Genomic DNA, 15524 nt, shown 5'->3' with positions numbered 1-15524 from the left:
CCGGGCCACCGGGTGCCGCCGACCGCCGGGGCACCCGGTGGCCCGGACTCCCGAAGGCCCCGCCCTCGAAACCCGCCGCCCGGCCCGGGGCCGGGTGGCGGGTGCCCGGCCACCGGCTGCCGCGCGGACTCAGTAGCGGGAGGACTCGTCGAGCCCGGAGCGGGTGCAGGCGGCGCCGACCTCGCCCGCCGAGGCGGTGCCGCTCCGCAGGAGGTCGCGGGCCCGGCTCTCGGACAGGCTGATGGCGTACCAGGGAGCCGGGTCGGTGCTCAGCCGGCGGACCGTCGGCTCCAGTGCGCAGAGCCGCTGGTCGACCGGCAGCCGGTCGAGCGCGGGCACCGCGTCGGTGGACAGCTCGCGCAGGTAGGCGAGGTCGATCCGGCCGGTCCGGTGGAAGCGGTCCACCTGCTGGTCGGCGATGACCGCGTCCGGCCGGATCAGGCCGAAGGCCGCGACCGCCACCACCGCGCTGAGCACCAGCACCCGCGGCAGCCGGCGCACCGAGCCGAGCACCGCCGCCACCAGCAGGATCAGGAAGACCGAGCCGAGCCAGCACTCCGCCCACACCACCGACAGCCGGAGCCGGGTGAGACCGAACGCGTCGACGTAGAGCTGCATCCGGCGGACCGCCGAGGCCACCACCACCAGGGTGAGCGCGCACAGCAGCCCCAGCACGCCCTTGACCAGCAGGACGTCCCGCGCGGAACTCCGCGGCGCCCAGCGCTTGGCCAGCCCGACCACCACCAGGGTGAGCACGGTGACCCAGAGCAACTGCCAGAAACCCTGCCGGGCGTAGTCGGCCGCGCTGATGCCCGGGGTCCGCACGAACCTCCGGTAACCGCCGACCAGGACGGCGGCCTGGACGGCGGCGAACCCGGCGAACAGCACGATCAGCGCGACCAGCGGCACCGCCCACTCCACCCGGCCGCGCTCACGTCCCCGCTTGACCGGCAGCCTGTCCCACCGGCGCGGGGCGGCGGCGGCCCGCGCCACCACCAGCGCGCCGAAGGCTCCCAGGACGAACAGCACGGCCCGCACCGGCAGACCGGAGACGTCGAGCGGGGGGACCAGGCCGCCCAGCAGCTCGCCCATCGCCGCGTCCGCGCTCGCGAACAGGGCGCCGAACACCACCAGCAGGACGGCCGCCAGGCCCACCGCCCTGACCGCCGGCAGCCACCGCTGCCGCGCCGGCAGCGACCGCCCGCGCAGGGCTCCGAGCAGCCACGGGACGGCATCGATCCAGTACTCGGCGAAACCGACCGCGCCGAACAGCACGCCTGCCCAGCGGCGGCCGCCGTGCAGCGCCAGTGAGGCCGAGCCGACGGCCGCCACCAGGGCGAGCGCGGTCGGCCAGTCCGCGTCGGTGAGCGCCGGAACGGCCAGCAGCACCAGGGCCGCGACGCTCCACACCACCGTCCAGGGCCGCAGCCGCCGCCCCGCGCGGTGCGCGGCCGCCCCGGCCCCGACCGCCACCGCGAGGGCGCACACCAGCGCCCCTGCGCCCAGCCCGTCGGCGAACAGCGCCGCCGTCAGCAGCCCCGCGCCCAGGGCCGACCAGAGCACCGCCAGAGGTGGTGCGGCCGGCTTCGCGGCATCGGTGGCCCTGAGCCAGGGCGCGCGGACCGGCACCCACGGCTGGTACGGGTGGTAACCCCCGCTGGGCCAGGCCGCCCCCGGCCGGGCCGGGCCGGACACCAGCGCCGCGGGCTGCGCGGTCGCGGCCCCCGTCCCGGCGGGTGGCGGCACGGAGTGCGTCGGCTGCTCGGGCATGACTCCCCCTCGTACGTCGATCACGATCATTCTGAACAGGTTCAAAATGAACAGGTTCAAAAAGTACCACCGTGATCGGACTCCTCGCGCCCGGCCGCCCCGCGAGCCGCCTCACGAGCCGTCCCGCCGCCCGTCGAACCCCGGTCAGCCGAAGTCGCGGCGGTGCAGGGCGGCCAGGCCGATGGCGGTCAGGACGGCGGCGACCGAGGTGAGCCAGAACAGGGGCTGCAGCTCGAAGGCGCCACCGGGCAGGCGCGGCAGGTGGCTGAAGGGCGAGAGGTCGAGCACCGGGCGTGGGAGCCGGAGGACCGGACCGAGCCAGCCGATCACCAGGAAGGCGGCCGGCACCGCCCAGCCCGCAGAGGTCCACCCTGGCCGCAGTCCGAAGACCGCCAGGACGGCGGCCGCCGTCAGCCACACCGCGGGAAGTTGGGCGAGCGCACCGCCGACCAGCCCGCCGAGTCGTCCGGCGGAGTCGCCCAGGACCGCGCCCGCCGTCAGCCCTGCGGCCAGGCCGCCGGTGGCCAGCAGCAGCGCCGATCCGAGCAGCGGGAAGAGCAGGTGCCCGCCCGCCCAACCGGTCCTGGAGACCGCTGTCGCCAGCACGGGCTCCGCGCGTCCACCGGTCTCCTCGCCGCGCAACCGCTGCACCGACTGGACCGCGTAGACCGCGGCGACCATGCCGAGCAGGCCGAGGATGCTCGCCAGGTAGGCGTCCACGACGGCCGGCCGGCCGCCCAGCCGGCTCAGGATGTCGGCCAGTTGCCGATTGTCCCCGGCCAGCGAGGCCACTCCCCGGACCACCGACCCGAACACCGCGCCCGCCACGGCGAAGCCGGCGCACCAGCCGTACAGGGTGGCGCCCTGCAGCCGCAGCGCCAGGGCGAGTTGGCTGCGGAGCGCGGGCGCGGCGGTGGCCGGTCCGGGACGCTGGGGCAGCAGTCCGGCCCCCAGGTCGCGCCGGCCGACCAGCGTGTACGCCACCGCAGCCAGGACACCGGCCACCAGCAACCCGAGCGCGACGGCCCACCAGCGGTCCCCCGCGAACGGCCGGACCTGCTCCGACCAGCCGAGCGGTGAGAGCCAACGCAGCTGTCGCACCGCGGAGTCGGGGCCCGCCGCGTCCCCGGCCGCGCGCAGGACGAAGGCGAGGCCCAGGACGGCGCCCGCGGCACCGTTGGCCGCCCGTCCGGTCTCCGCGATCTGGGCGGCCACCGCCGCGACCCCGGCGAAGACCGACCCGGCGGCGGCCAGCGCGAGCCCGAACGCCACCGCGCCGCCCACGGGTTGGCCGAGCACCGCAAGACCCGCCGCGACCAGTGCGGCCAGCAGCAGGTCCGCGACGAGCGCGGTCAGCAGCGCGGCGGTCAGCGGGGCCCGGCGGCCGACCGCCCCGGCGCCGACCAGTTCGAGCCGCCCGTCCTCCTCCTCGGCGCGGGTGTGCCGGACCACCAGCAGAATGCTCATCAGCCCGGCGAGTGCCGCCCCGAACGCGCCCATGCGCCAGGCCGTCAGCCCGCCGAGGCCCGCGCCGTACACCGTCCCGTAGAGGGCGCGCAGCGAACCGTTGGCGTTCATGGCGGCCGCGAACTGCACGCGGGCAGTGGTGGTGCCGTAGAGCCTGCCGAGGCCGTACCCGGTGGAGAGGGTCGCGGCGGTGAGGACGTAGACCCAGGCCGGAAGCATGATCCGGTCCCGGCGCAGGGCCAGGCGGAGCAGCGTTCCCGTGCCCGCAAGGCCGTTCATGACCCCACCCGGGCGCTCTGCCCGTCGGCCCCGTCCACTCCCCGGGCCCGCACGCACTGCCCGTCGTCCCCCTCCGGCTCCTGGCCCCGGGCACTCCGGTAGTGGCGCAGGAACAGCTCCTCCAGGGTGGGCGGCCGGCTGACCAGCGAGCGCACCCCGGCGGCGGTGAACCGGGCGAGCAGGGGGCCGAGTTGCCCGGTGGCCACCTGGCAGCGGACCCGGCCGCCCCGGATCTCCAGGCCGTACACCCCGGGCAGATCGGCCAACCCGTCGGGCACGGAGGCGAGTTCGGCCTCGATGGAGGTGCGGGTGAGATGGCGCAGCTCGGTCAGCGTGCCGGTCTCCACCGTGCGGCCGTCCCGGATGATGCTGACCCGGTCGCAGAGCGCCTCGACCTCGGAGAGGATGTGGCTGGAGAGCAGCACGGTGCGTCCGCGCTCGCGCTCCTCGGCGACGCAGGCCCGGAAGACCTCCTCCATCAGCGGGTCGAGGCCCGAGGTCGGCTCGTCCAGGACGAGCAGCTCGACGTCGGAGCAGAAGGCGGCGACCAGGGCGACCTTCTGCCGGTTGCCCTTGGAGTAGCTGCGGCCCTTCTTGGTGGGGTCGAGTTCGAACCGCTCCAGCAGCTCGGCGCGGCGGGTGAGGTCCGGCCGGCCGCGCAGCCGTCCGAGCAGGTCGATGGTCTCGCCGCCGGTGAGGTTGCGCCAGAGCGCGACGTCCCCGGGGACGTAGGCGAGCCTGCGGTGCAGCTCGACGGCGTCGCGCCAGGGGTCGCCGCCGAGCAGGCGGGCGGTACCGGAATCGGCCCGCAGCAGGCCGAGCAGGACCCTGATGGTCGTGGACTTCCCGGCCCCGTTGGGGCCGAGGAAGCCGTGCACCTCACCCTGGGCGACCGTGAGGTCCAGTCCGTCCAGGGCCCGAGTCCGGCCGTAGGTCTTCACCAGGCCGGACACCGTGATGGCGGTAGTCATGGCGCCCACGGTACTCTTGTTTCACAGAATCGTGAATGTTCTGAAGTCCATGGATTCCAGCGGCCTTCGCAGTGACGGCTGACGGCTACGGCGTTCACGGCTACGGCTTTCACGGCTACGGCGCGGGTGCGGGATGATGCGGCGGTGATCACGGAGTCGGCGGGAGAGGCCATGCAGACGCGGGACGGGCAGACCCAGGACGGGCAGGGGCGGGAGGGCCGGGGACGGGACGAGCAGGCCGTCAGCACCTTCATCGAGCGGTTCGCCAGCGTGCTCGGCGACACGGGCTTCCCCCGGATGCCCGCACGGATCTTCACCGCACTGCTGGCCACCGACTCCGGACGGCTGACGGCGGCCGAACTCGCCGAACTCCTCCAGGTCAGCCCGGCGGCGGTCTCCGGCGCCGTCCGCTACCTGATCCAGCTCAACCTGGTCAGCCGCGAGCGCGACCCCGGCTCGCGCCGCGACCGCTACCGGGTGCACGACGACGTCTGGTACGAGGCCTCCGTGCGGCGCGACCAGATGCTGGTGCGCTGGGAGAGCAGCCTGCGGGAGGGCATCGCCGCGCTCGGCGCGGACAGCCCGGCGGGGGCGCGGTTGGCCGAGTCACTGGAGTTCTTCGAGTTCGTGCGCGGTGAACTGCCCACCCTGCTGGCCCGCTGGCACACCCGCCGCGCCGAGCTCCGCACCGGGCGCGAACGGTAGCCCCGAACCCGGGCGGGGAGCCGAACCCGGGCGGCAGCTCCGAACCCGAGGGCGCCAGGGCCTTGTCAAGGCTGCACCATTTGGGTTATATGGCCGATATATCCGATAAACGCGGAACACCGCGTGCGGGTGTGAGCAGGCCCTCGGGACAGGAGGGCAGGACATGTATCTACAGCTGTCATCACGCCGGGAGGACGGCTGGTGGGTGGTGCGCGCGGCGGGCGAGCTCGACATCGCCACCGCGGAGCAGCTGCGCCTCCAGGTCAGCGGGATCCTCGCCCGGCGCGGCCCGCGGGCGCGGGTGATCGCCGATCTCTCCGGGCTCTCGTTCTGCGACGCCTACGGTGCGGGCGCACTCGTCGACGCCCACAAGACCGCACTGCGCCACGGCGGCCGGTTCCTCCTCGCCGTACCGGAGGGCCGGGTGCTGCACCTCCTGCGGCTGACCGGCCTCGACCGGCTGCTGCCGGTGTTCCCGACGGTCCACGAGGCCGCCTTCCGGGCGGCCGTCGCCGACCTGGTGCCGCTCGCGCACTCCCTCCTGCCGGTACCGCTGCGCGGACCCGCCTCCCCCGCGCCGCCCACCGCCCCGGGCCCCGCAGCGGCTCCCGGGCCGCCGCAGCCGGCGGAGGCGATGCCCACCGCCCAGCTCGCGTAGCGGCCCCGCGATCCCCGATTCCGAGCCGCCACCGCCGAACCACCCAGGGAAAGGCAGGCGCCATGATCACCGAACTGGCTGTGGAACGAGTCGAATTCACCTGTGGGCACTGCTGGCACGGCTGGACCGCGGACTACGACGTGCAGCACTACCGCGACGAGGACGGCGCCGACTGGGAGTACTTCTCCCACGACGGCATTCCCGTCGCCTCCCCCTACTCGCCCGACGGCGCGCCCGCCTGCCCCGGCTGCCACCGCCACTGGGTCGGCCACCTCACCGCCCGCCGGCTCATCCCGCTCCCGACCAACGAGCCGGCCGGACCGCGTACCGGCGTCACGACCGACCCCGCGCTGCACCGGCCCGAACGGAACCTCGCGCCACCGATCCCCGTGACCTCGCACCAGCTGCCGACCCGTCAGCAGCCCGTCGGCTTCTGAAGCCCGGTCAACCTCCCGGCGCGGCCGGACCCTGGACACGCCCGCACTCGGAACGCCGCCGAACTCGGCGACTCAGTGCGCGGCCGGACTCGGAGCGCCGCCGGACTCGGTGCGCGGCCAGGCGATGAGCGCGGCCGGACTCGGTGCGCGGCCAGGCGACGAGCACGGCCGGACTCGGTGCGCGGCCAGGCGATGAGCACGGCCGCCGAATCAGGCAGCGGCGCCTCCGGGCCGTCCGGAACAGCGGATTCCGGGCGGCCTCGGCGTGCCGTCCACACCGCCACCGACGGTCGAGTACCAGCCGAAGGCAGCGACAACCCGGAGGCGGTCGGACAGTCGGGCGGCGCGGATGCGACGATGGTCGGCATCGTGACGACCTGGCAGCTCCGCACCATCCGCGCCGTGGTCTTCGCCACCCTGTGCGTGGCGATGTCCGCCACCGCGCACCTCAGCATGTCCGAAGCCGGGATCCCCGGGTGGGTCCTGCTCGCCGCCTTCGCCGGAACGGCCGCAGTCACCTGGCTGCTGGCCGGGCAGCGCCGCGGACCGGCGGTGATCAGCGCCTGGATGATCGCGGCGCAGACCTGTCTGCACCTGCTCTTCGAGCGCGGCGCACCGATGGGCACGGGTGCCTCCGCCGCCCACGCCTCCGGGCAGGCACGCGGAGCCCTCGACTGGACCCGGCTGCTGCTCTGCACCTCCGACGGGATCCCCGCCGGGGTGCAGCCCCTGGAACTGGCCCGCGCGGCCGGCCTCGACCCGGCCGCCCTGTCCGCCGCCGGGCTTCCGCCCTACGGGCCGGGCTCGGCGGTTCAGGCCGCGCACGCGGTCCGGCTCCACGGCGGCGTGACCGCTCTGACCGACCCGTCGGCGATGTCGCAGGCGATGCCCGGGATGACCCCCGGGTCCGGGTCCGCCACCGGTTCGGCCGACGCGCTGTCCGAGTCGATGGCGACGTCGATGGCGCACGGGCTCTCGACCGGCATGGTCCTGGCCCACCTGCTGGCGGGCCTGGCCTGCGCACTGCTGCTCTGGCGCGGTGAGGCCGCGGTGGCCGGCCTGTTCCAGCTGGTGTGGACGCTGGCGGCGGTCCTGGTACCGCTGCTCCTGCTGTTCGTTCCGCGCAGCCCGGAGCCGTCCGTCCCCGGTCCGGCGGCGCGCCGTCGAGCCCGGCAGCCCAGATCGGTGCTGCTCACTCATGCCGTCGTCCGGCGCGGGCCACCGGTCGTCCTCGCCGTGCCCAGCGCCCGCCTCGGCTGAGCCCAGGACGTCCCGAACCGACGTCCGACCACGATCCGACCCACGCCGCACCCGAGTCAGTCCGGCACAGGTCGGGTCCCGGAGATCCCGCGCGCCTCACGGCGCCGCCTCCGAGGTCCGCTCGGCAGCGGCGGGCAGGTCGCCCCCGTCTGCGCCGTCCCGGTCCTTCCGGGGTGGCCGCGGGGACCGGCTCGCACCACCGCGACGGACGACCGCACCCGGACAGCTGTTCCGGTCCTGCGGCCGCACGCCCTCCGCGCCCCTGTTCCGGGCGGCAACGGCGTGCGTCCGGCGCGCCGTGGTGACGCGCGCTCTCCTGGCGGTGCCGCCGATCGCGGTGCCGCAGCCACTCCCTGCCCTCAGGACATGCCGTGACCTCAGGACATCCCTTCGGCGGCGGACACCCCGTCGCTTCCGTCAGCGCCCGTTCCGGTGCCCGTGCCGTTGTCAGTGCCGGTGCCCGTGTCGGCGCGCCCGTCGTTCCGGCCGCGGTCGTTCCGGCCGCCGCGCTCTCACGCCGTCCGGGCCTCGTCGTCCCCGTCGGTGTCCAGCCGCTCCAGCAACCGGTCCAGCAAGCCGGCGGACCACTCGGCCGACGGGCCCTGTGCCCCGGCCGTCAGCGCCCGGAGCCTGCGGGCCGCCGCCAGCCAGTCGCGGCAGTCGGCGCACTGCTCCGCGTGCGCGGTGAGGCCCCGGCCGTCGGCGCCGTCCCCGGCGCCGACCGCCGTGAGCGCCGCGCCCGTACGCTCACCGTCGAGCTGGGCGGACATCGCGCTTCGGTAGTCGGCACAGGTCATGCCGTCATGGTCCCCTACTCGACCGTGCGTGCGGTAGCGCCGGAGCCCTCGGCCGCTTCGGCGCTCCTGGCCGTCCGAGCCGGTGAGCCGGGGGTGTGCCGTGGATGACGAGCAGCTGACGGCCCTGGCCCTGCGTGCCCGGAGCGGGCGCCCTGCGGACATCGAGGCGTTCGTCCGGGCCACCCAGCGGGATGTGTGGCGGTTCGTCGCGCACCTGACCGACGTCCAGTCCGCGGACGATCTCGCCCAGGAGACCTTCCTGCGCGCACTGCGCAGCCTGCCCGGCTTCGCCGGCCGCTCCTCCGCCCGGACCTGGCTGCTGTCGATCGCCCGCCGGGTGGTGGTGGACCGCTACCGCAGCGCGGCGGCCCGTCCGCAGTGCGCGGCGCTGCCGGACTGGCAGGCCGCGGTCGAACAGCAGCAACGGCCCGACGAGGTACCGCGCTTCGAGAACGAGGTGGTGCTCGGCGACCTGCTGGACCGGGTGCCCGCACAGCGGCGGGAAGCCTTCGTCCTCACCCAGGTCGTCGGCCTCAGCTATGCCGAGGCGGCGGCGGTGTCCGGCTGCCCGGTGGGCACCGTACGGTCCCGGGTCGCACGAGCCCGGGACGAACTGGTGGCGCTGCTCCGCTCGGCGGACGGCGACTGGGGTACGGCCGACCCGACGGCACGCGGTTCGGCGGGGCGCGGTTCGGCAGCACGCGGTCCGGTGGGCGCCTCGGCGGGGCGCTGCGGGATCGGCGAAGCGCAGCGCCCCGGGCGGACGCCGTGGACCGGGCGGGAGCGATCTCCCGCGCTGGCGGGCTGACGGCTGACGGCTGACGGCTGACGGCTGACGGCTGACGGCTGACGGCTGACGGCTGCGCAACGCCGGACGCCCGCTGATCGGTTCGGCTGCCGTCCGCACCGACCCGAAAATCAACCGTCTGTTCGGGAACTCGCGGCGGCCTACGCCCGACTGCTGTGACGGACGCCGTCGGCCGACGGCGTCCGTCACTACGGAGGGAGGGGCTCGCATGCTCCCACGAGAGCCCGGAACCCACCCGGGTCCGGGCCCCCGTCGGTCGCCCGCCGACGGTCCGGACCCGGGTATCGCCGGGTCGCCGTCCGGCGCCGAACAGACCGCACAGGCCACACGTACCGCACCAGCCGGGCAGGGCGGCCGGGCCGGCCAGACCGGCCAGACCGCTGCGTCGTTGACGGTCGACCGGTGGAGCCTCGTGTTCGTCGCGGGGCTGCTGTCCTTCGTGGCGATGCTCGACATGAACATCGTCAACATCGCGGTCTCCTCGCTCTCCCGCAGCTTCGGGGTCTCCGTCGAGACCGCCCAATGGGCCGTGCTCGGGTACCAGCTGCCCGTGGTCGCCCTGCTGCTGCCCGCCGGCCAGTGGCTGGACCGCGCGGGGCTGCGGCCCGCCCTGCTCTGCGCGATCTGCGGCTTTGCGCTGGGCAGCACGGCCGCCGCGGTCGCACCCTCGGAACTCTGGCTGATCGCCGCCCGACTGCTGCAGGGGACGTTCGGCGCGGTGCTGTTCGTCCTGATGCCGGTCCTGGCCGCACGGTCGGTCCGACCCGAGCTGCGCGGCCGGGCGATGAGCGTCCCCGCCACGCTCGGACCGCTCGGCGCGGTGACCGGCCCGGCCCTCGGCGGGCTGCTGCTGGACCACCTCGGCTGGCGGGCGATCTTCCTGGTGAAGCTGCCGGTCTGCCTCGCCGCTCTGCTGATCGCCCGGCGGAACGTCCCGCCGGGCGGCACCCTGCGTGCGCCCGACCGGCGCACCCTCGGCGACGCCGCGCTGATCGGCGGCGCCGTGACCGCCGTCCTGCTCGCGCTCAGCCTCTCCCCCGGCTCGCCGTTCTGGCTGCTGCTGGCGGTGCCCGCCGGGCCGCTCGCCGTCGGCTGGGCGAGAAGACCGGGCGGCCGCCGGGTCACCGGCGTGCTGCGTGACGCGGGCACGTACGGGATCCACGCGGCCGTGCTGGCACTGGCGGCGGGCTTCGCCGCGATGCACTACCTGATCGCACTGCACCTCCAGCGGGACGAGGCGGTGAGCGCCACCACGACCGGGCTGACCGTGCTCTGCTTCCCCGCCGCCATGGGCCTGGCCGGGCCGCTCGGCGGACGGCTCGCCGACCGCTTCGGCGCGCGCACCCCGGCCACCGCCGGGGCCGCGGTGACCGCGGTCGGCCTCCTGCTGCTCGTGCCGCTCGGGGACGGCTGGACACCGGCCGACGTCGCCTGGCGGCTGGCGCTCGCCGGATTCGGGACCGGGCTGTACGGCGGTCCGGTACAGGCCCTGGTGATGAGTGCCGCACCGCCGGAGCGGATGGCGACGGCGGGCTCGGCGGTCCAACTCGCCCGCAGCCTCGGGTTCACCCTCGGCCCCGCGCTGGCCACTGCCGTCTGGGCGCTCGGCGGTGCCGACAGCGGCGGCGTACGGGCGGGGCTGGCGCTGGCGGCGCTCGGTGCCGGTGCGGCGGCGGTCCTGCTGCTCCGGTCCGGGCTGCGCCCGGCGGCGCCCGCCGGCTGACCGGCCCTGCCGACCCGCAGCCCGTTCGGCCAACTCCCTTACCCCGCAGCCCGTTCGGCCACATCCCGCGGCCACACGCCTACCGCCCACGCACCGCGATCCGCAGACCGGTTCGCGGAGCCCCGTTCACAGAGCCCCGTTCACAGAGACCAGATCGCACCGAGGAGCAGCCATATGTGCGGCATCACCGGCTGGGTGTCCTTCCGCCCGGACGCCCGGACCACCCAGGACGCCCACGACCCCCGGGACACCGGTCGGCACGCCGGTGTCATCGAGGCGATGACCGCCACCATGGCCCGGCGCGGCCCGGACGCCACGGGTGTCTGGCTCGGCACCCATGCGGCCCTCGGGCACCGCCGGCTCTCCGTGCTCGACCCGGTCGGCGGCGTCCAGCCGATGGCCGACCGGCCAGACCGGCCCGGCGTCGTGCTCAGCTACAGCGGCGAGGTCTACAACCACCACCGGCTGCGCGCCGAACTCCGCCGCCTCGGGCACGAGTTCCGCACCCGCAGTGACACCGAGGTGGTCCTCCGCGGCTACCAGCAGTGGGGCGCGGGCATCGCCGACCGACTGGAGGGAATGTACGCCTTCGCGGTCTGGGACGAGCACCGCGAGCAGCTCCTGCTCGTCCGGGACCGCCTGGGCGTCAAGCCGCTGTTCTGGGCGCGGATCGACGGCGGGGTCGCCTTCGGCTCCGAGCCCAAAGCCCTGTTCGCACACCCCGAGCTGAACCCCCGGGTGGACGCGGACGGGCTGCGCGAGGCGTACAGCCTGCTGTTCAACACCGGTCCCACGCTCTGGGCCGGCGTGCGCGAGGTACCGCCGGGCGAGTTGCTCGTCATCGGCCGTGACGGCATACGGGAGCACCGGTACTGGGAGTTGACGGCCCGCCCGCACACGGCGGACCTGCCCGGGACCGTCGAGCAGGTGCGCTTCCTGGTGAACCACACCGCACGCGCCCAGCTGGAGGCGGACGTCCCGCTGTGCAGTCTGCTCTCCGGCGGCCTCGACTCGACCGTCCTCACCGCTCTCGCCGCCGACGAACTCCGGCTCACCCACGGCACGCGGGCGCGGCTGCGCTCGTACGCCGTCGACTACAGCGACCAGGCCGAGAGCTTCACCGGCGACGTGCTGCGCACCGGCCACGACACCCCGTACGCCGCCGAGGCGGGCCGCTTCATCGGCACCGACCACAGCACGGTGGTCCTCGACCCGCTCGCGCTGCTCGACCCCGAGCACCGGCGGGCGGTGGTGGTGGCCCGGGACTCGCCGATCGGCGTCGGGGACATGGACACCTCGCTCTACCTGCTCTTCGGCGAGATCCGGCGGCACTCCACGGTCGCGCTCTCCGGTGAGGCGGCCGACGAGGTATTCGGCGGCTACCCGTGGTTCCACAACCCGGCCGCCATCGCCGCCGAGACCTTTCCCTGGCTGCTGGTCACCGGCGACGAGGCGGCGATGCCGCTCAACCCCGAACTCGCCGCCGAGCTGCGGATCGGCGAGTTCCGCGACGCGACCTACCGCGACGCCCTCGCCGCCGTCCCGCACCTGGACGGCGAGAACCCGACGGAACACCGCCAACGGGAGCTCCAGCACCTCTCGTTGACCCGCTGGCTGCGCCAGCTGCTGCACCGCAAGGACCGGTTGAGCATGGCGCAGGGGCTTGAGGTCCGCGTGCCCTACTGCGACCACCGGCTGGTCGAGTACGCCTTCAACACGCCCTGGTCGATGAAGAGCCACGACGGCCGGGAGAAGAGCCTGCTGCGCGACGTCGGCATCGGCCTGGCACCGGAGTCCGTCCTGTACCGGCCCAAGAACCACTACCCGACCACCCACCACCCCGCGTACACCCGGGGGTTGCAGCAGCTCGCCCGCGAGGCCCTCGACCTGTCCGCCGTCCGCGAGATCGCCGACGCCGCGGTCCTGAAGCCCGCCCTGGACGCCGCCCCCGAGCAGCTGTCCTGGGGCCAGCGCCTGCGCCTGGAACGGGTGGTGGACCTCTCGCTCTGGCTCGACCACCACCGGCCGACGCTCACCCTCTGACGCCCGCCGCCCAATCCGGCCCAATCCGGCCCGGTCCGGCCGATCCGATCCGATCCGGCCCGACTCGGCCGTCCGAACCATCCGTCCTGTCCGACCCACCCGTCCCGTTTGAAGGGTTTCCCGATGACCCCGCCCGATCCCCACCCCGCCACCGATCCACCGCGCTGTCCGGTGATCCACGGCGTCGAGCCGGTGCCGCTGTACGGAAGTGGGTACAAGCGCGACCCGTACCCGCTCTACCGCGAACTGCGCGACGCCGGTCCGGTGCACCGGGTCCGGTTCTCCAGCGGCATAGCCGCCTGGCTGGTGACCGGCTACCAGGCCGCCCACCAGGCGCTCAACGACCCGCGGCTGGGCAAGAACCACAGCCTCGGCAACGACGACTGGCGGCGACTCGCCTCGATCATGCCCGAGCCCCAGCACTCCCAGCTCCAGGTGCACCTGCTGCACCAGGACCCGCCCAAGCACACCGCGATGCGCCGCCTCGTCCTGGACGCCTTCGCGCCGCGCCGGATCGAATCGCTGCGCCCGCGCTTCCAGCAGCTGGCCGACGCCCTGGTCGACGCCCTGCCCGAGCACGGGGGTGCGGACCTGATCGGCGGCTTCGCCGCCCACTTCCCGTTCCAGGTCCTGGCCGAAGTCATCGGACTGCCCGCAGAACTGGCACGACGCTTCGACCGCGACTGGGGCAAGGTGGTGCAGCCGGTCGGCCCGAACGACCCCGGCCGAGCCGCCTACGAGGCCCGGCTCCGCGCCCTCCAGCACTACATCGCCGACGTGGTCGAGGCCAAGCGCACGGCGCCGGCGGACGACCTGCTCGGACGGCTGGTCACCGCACGGGACGGCGGCGAGCTCGGCCAGGAGGAGCTGGACTCGATGATCTTCCAGTTGCTGGTGGCCGGCCAGGAGCCGGTCACCAACCAGATCAGCACCATGCTGATGACCCTGCTGCGCCACCCCGACCAGCTGGAACGGCTCTGCCAGGACCCCGGGCTGCTCCCCCGGGCGGTCGAGGAACTCCTGCGCCACGACGGCGCGTTCGAGCTCACGACCTGGCGCTTCTTCGCCGAGGACAGCGACCTGCACGGCACCCGGATCCCCGCCGGGGACTCGGTGATCGTCTCGCTGTGCGCGGCCAACCGCGATCCCGAGCAGTTCCCCGAGGCCGACACCCTCGACTTCGACCGCTCCCCCAACGCGCACCTGTCCTTCGGCCACGGGATCCACTTCTGCCCCGGCGCCGCCTTGGCCCGCGCCGAGCTCCAGATCGCCCTCGGCACCCTGCTGGCCCGGCTGCCCGGTCTGCGTCCGGCCGTCGCCGAGTCAGAGATCGAGTGGATCCCGGCCGTCCTCGCCCGTGGCGTCAACCGCCTGCCCGTGGCCTACGACAAGCGCGACTGACCCACCCCGCCCCGCCCGATTCATCAGATCCATCGGATTCGTCTGCGTTCGCGCGGCCTTGCGGCCTGTCCCGAACGCCATACCGCCATGCCCTCGTGGAGGACCGCATGCCGCCCGTCGGCACCATCGCCGCCCCCGTACCGCCCGCCGGCTCCCCGGAGCAGGTCGAACGCACCTGCGCCGCCGTCCTGGAGCTGCTGCTGCCCCACCGCCGTGCCGCCGACCCCGACGATCCGGCTCCGGTCGCGGCCTTCCCGGACCAACTGCGTCAGCTGGCCTCCTTCGTGGCCGTCGGCGACCCGATCGTGTTCACCCTGCCCGGCTTCCCATGCAAGTCACCGAACCCCGCCAAGGTGCTGGGCCACCTCCCGGACGAGGGCGAACGGCTCTCGCTCGGCTTCCTGGACGAGCTGTGCGCGGCCGTCCGCGAGATACACGCGCCCGGCGCCCGGATGGTGATCTGCTCGGACGGCCACATCTTCGGCGATCTGGTGCGCGTCCCGGACGACCACATCGACGCCTACTCCGACGAGTTGAAGGACGTCATCCGCCGCGAGCAGCTCCGGCACCTCTCGGTCTTCGACCTGCGCGACGTCCTCGGCGACCTGCCGCACGACGAGAAGCGCGCCCTGGTGCACGCCCGGTACGCACCGACGGTCGACCAACTGCGCGCCGAGATCCGCTCGGACGTCGACGCCGAACGCCTCTACTGCGGCATCACCCGCTTCCTGGTGGACGACACCGCCGACTTCCCCGGCACCAGATCCGCCCTGCAACGCGAATGCCGCCGACGCGCGTACGGGGTGATCCAGCGCAGCCGCGCCTGGGGCGACCTGATCGCCGACCACCACCCGCGTTCGGTCCGGCTCTCCATCCACCCGCAGCGCCGAGGTGCCGCCAAGTTCGGCATCAACCTGCTCGACTCGCACGACGCCTGGACCACCCCCTGGCACTCCTGCGTCCTCCATCGAGCCGACGGAAGCTGGGAGTTGCTCAAGCGCGAGCTCGCCGAACAGTCCGGACGCCTGGTCCTGCGGGACGGCCGGCCCAGCCACTACGAGGCCGGCTGACTCCGGCACGACCGCGCAGCGGCGGGGGGCCGAGCGGCCCTCGCGCCGCTGCGCGGGCAGCAGTACCCCGGTGTCGCTGCGGGTGCCTGTGCCGTACGGGTACCCGCGCCCGCCCGCCGCCAGCACAGGAACGGG

The 15524-nt window shown here is 74.6% G+C and carries 13 protein-coding genes; 9 read left to right on the top strand and 4 right to left on the bottom strand.

Going from position 1 to position 15524, the window contains the following annotated elements; all coding sequences use genetic code 11:
- Window positions 1-129: 129 nt before the first annotated feature.
- The 3 genes from ACFC1R_RS27740 to ACFC1R_RS27730 form a co-directional block, all read right to left on the bottom strand.
- Window positions 130-1800 carry a DUF4153 domain-containing protein gene (locus tag ACFC1R_RS27740; protein WP_375943102.1) on the bottom strand — a complete coding sequence of 557 codons (1671 nt, stop codon included), beginning with the start codon at window positions 1798-1800 and terminating at the stop codon, window positions 130-132.
- Between the two features lie 114 nt (window positions 1801-1914).
- Window positions 1915-3516, bottom strand: a complete 1602-nt coding sequence (locus tag ACFC1R_RS27735) for an ABC transporter permease (RefSeq protein ID WP_375943100.1) — start codon at window positions 3514-3516, stop codon at window positions 1915-1917.
- Entirely contained in the window at window positions 3513-4487 is a 975-nt protein-coding gene (locus tag ACFC1R_RS27730) for an ATP-binding cassette domain-containing protein (RefSeq protein WP_375943098.1), read from the bottom strand. The genes ACFC1R_RS27735 and ACFC1R_RS27730 overlap by 4 nt, the downstream gene beginning before the upstream one ends.
- Before the next feature lie 171 nt (window positions 4488-4658).
- Here ACFC1R_RS27730 and ACFC1R_RS27725 point away from each other — a divergent pair, with 171 nt between their 5' ends.
- The 4 genes from ACFC1R_RS27725 (at window position 4659) to ACFC1R_RS27710 (ending at window position 7547) form a co-directional block, all read left to right on the top strand.
- Entirely contained in the window at window positions 4659-5192 is a 534-nt protein-coding gene (locus tag ACFC1R_RS27725) for a GbsR/MarR family transcriptional regulator (protein WP_375943166.1), read from the top strand.
- 163 nt (window positions 5193-5355) lie between these two features.
- Window positions 5356-5850: an STAS domain-containing protein gene (locus ACFC1R_RS27720; protein ID WP_375943096.1), complete on the top strand. Its 495-nt coding sequence runs from the start codon at window positions 5356-5358 to the stop codon at window positions 5848-5850.
- A 62-nt stretch (window positions 5851-5912) separates the two neighbouring features.
- On the top strand, window positions 5913-6287 hold the full coding sequence (locus ACFC1R_RS27715; protein ID WP_375943094.1) for a hypothetical protein: 375 nt from the start codon (window positions 5913-5915) through the stop codon (window positions 6285-6287).
- 369 nt (window positions 6288-6656) lie between these two features.
- Complete coding sequence (locus ACFC1R_RS27710; RefSeq protein ID WP_375943092.1) at window positions 6657-7547, top strand: hypothetical protein; 891 nt, start codon at window positions 6657-6659, stop codon at window positions 7545-7547.
- Between the two features lie 512 nt (window positions 7548-8059).
- Here ACFC1R_RS27710 and ACFC1R_RS27705 read toward each other — a convergent pair.
- The gene (locus tag ACFC1R_RS27705; RefSeq protein ID WP_375943091.1) at window positions 8060-8344 is read right to left on the bottom strand and encodes a zf-HC2 domain-containing protein; all 285 of its coding nucleotides are present in this window, start codon (window positions 8342-8344) and stop codon (window positions 8060-8062) included.
- Between the two features lie 100 nt (window positions 8345-8444).
- Between ACFC1R_RS27705 and ACFC1R_RS27700 the strand changes: the two genes are divergently transcribed.
- From ACFC1R_RS27700 to ACFC1R_RS27680, 5 genes are all read left to right on the top strand, one after another.
- Window positions 8445-9152 carry a sigma-70 family RNA polymerase sigma factor gene (locus ACFC1R_RS27700; protein WP_375943089.1) on the top strand — a complete coding sequence of 236 codons (708 nt, stop codon included), beginning with the start codon at window positions 8445-8447 and terminating at the stop codon, window positions 9150-9152.
- A gap of 208 nt (window positions 9153-9360) precedes the next feature.
- Window positions 9361-10875 carry an MFS transporter gene (locus tag ACFC1R_RS27695; RefSeq protein WP_375943087.1) on the top strand — a complete coding sequence of 505 codons (1515 nt, stop codon included), beginning with the start codon at window positions 9361-9363 and terminating at the stop codon, window positions 10873-10875.
- 174 nt (window positions 10876-11049) lie between these two features.
- A complete protein-coding gene (gene asnB, locus ACFC1R_RS27690; protein ID WP_375943085.1) occupies window positions 11050-12918 on the top strand; it encodes an asparagine synthase (glutamine-hydrolyzing) in 1869 nt (622 codons plus the stop codon).
- Between the two features lie 123 nt (window positions 12919-13041).
- Window positions 13042-14319 carry a cytochrome P450 gene (locus tag ACFC1R_RS27685; protein WP_375943083.1) on the top strand — a complete coding sequence of 426 codons (1278 nt, stop codon included), beginning with the start codon at window positions 13042-13044 and terminating at the stop codon, window positions 14317-14319.
- Between the two features lie 107 nt (window positions 14320-14426).
- Window positions 14427-15389: an L-tyrosine/L-tryptophan isonitrile synthase family protein gene (locus tag ACFC1R_RS27680; protein ID WP_375943081.1), complete on the top strand. Its 963-nt coding sequence runs from the start codon at window positions 14427-14429 to the stop codon at window positions 15387-15389.
- The last annotated feature ends 135 nt before the right edge of the window (window positions 15390-15524 follow it).

The organism is Kitasatospora sp. NPDC056138 (genome assembly GCF_042264695.1).
Classification (GTDB): Bacteria; Actinomycetota; Actinomycetes; order Streptomycetales; family Streptomycetaceae; genus Kitasatospora.
This window is presented reverse-complemented; position numbering and strand designations above follow the sequence as displayed.

Coding starts and splice junctions, on each gene's coding strand:
- ACFC1R_RS27740 (WP_375943102.1), bottom strand. CDS start 1,800: ATGATCGTGATCGACGTACGAGGGGGAGTCATGCCCGAGCAGCCGACG.
- ACFC1R_RS27735 (WP_375943100.1), bottom strand. CDS start 3,516: ATGAACGGCCTTGCGGGCACGGGAACGCTGCTCCGCCTGGCCCTGCGC.
- ACFC1R_RS27730 (WP_375943098.1), bottom strand. CDS start 4,487: ATGACTACCGCCATCACGGTGTCCGGCCTGGTGAAGACCTACGGCCGG.
- ACFC1R_RS27725 (WP_375943166.1), top strand. CDS start 4,659: ATGCAGACGCGGGACGGGCAGACCCAGGACGGGCAGGGGCGGGAGGGC.
- ACFC1R_RS27720 (WP_375943096.1), top strand. CDS start 5,356: ATGTATCTACAGCTGTCATCACGCCGGGAGGACGGCTGGTGGGTGGTG.
- ACFC1R_RS27715 (WP_375943094.1), top strand. CDS start 5,913: ATGATCACCGAACTGGCTGTGGAACGAGTCGAATTCACCTGTGGGCAC.
- ACFC1R_RS27705 (WP_375943091.1), bottom strand. CDS start 8,344: ATGACCTGTGCCGACTACCGAAGCGCGATGTCCGCCCAGCTCGACGGT.
- ACFC1R_RS27695 (WP_375943087.1), top strand. CDS start 9,361: ATGCTCCCACGAGAGCCCGGAACCCACCCGGGTCCGGGCCCCCGTCGG.
- asnB (WP_375943085.1), top strand. CDS start 11,050: ATGTGCGGCATCACCGGCTGGGTGTCCTTCCGCCCGGACGCCCGGACC.
- ACFC1R_RS27685 (WP_375943083.1), top strand. CDS start 13,042: ATGACCCCGCCCGATCCCCACCCCGCCACCGATCCACCGCGCTGTCCG.
- ACFC1R_RS27680 (WP_375943081.1), top strand. CDS start 14,427: ATGCCGCCCGTCGGCACCATCGCCGCCCCCGTACCGCCCGCCGGCTCC.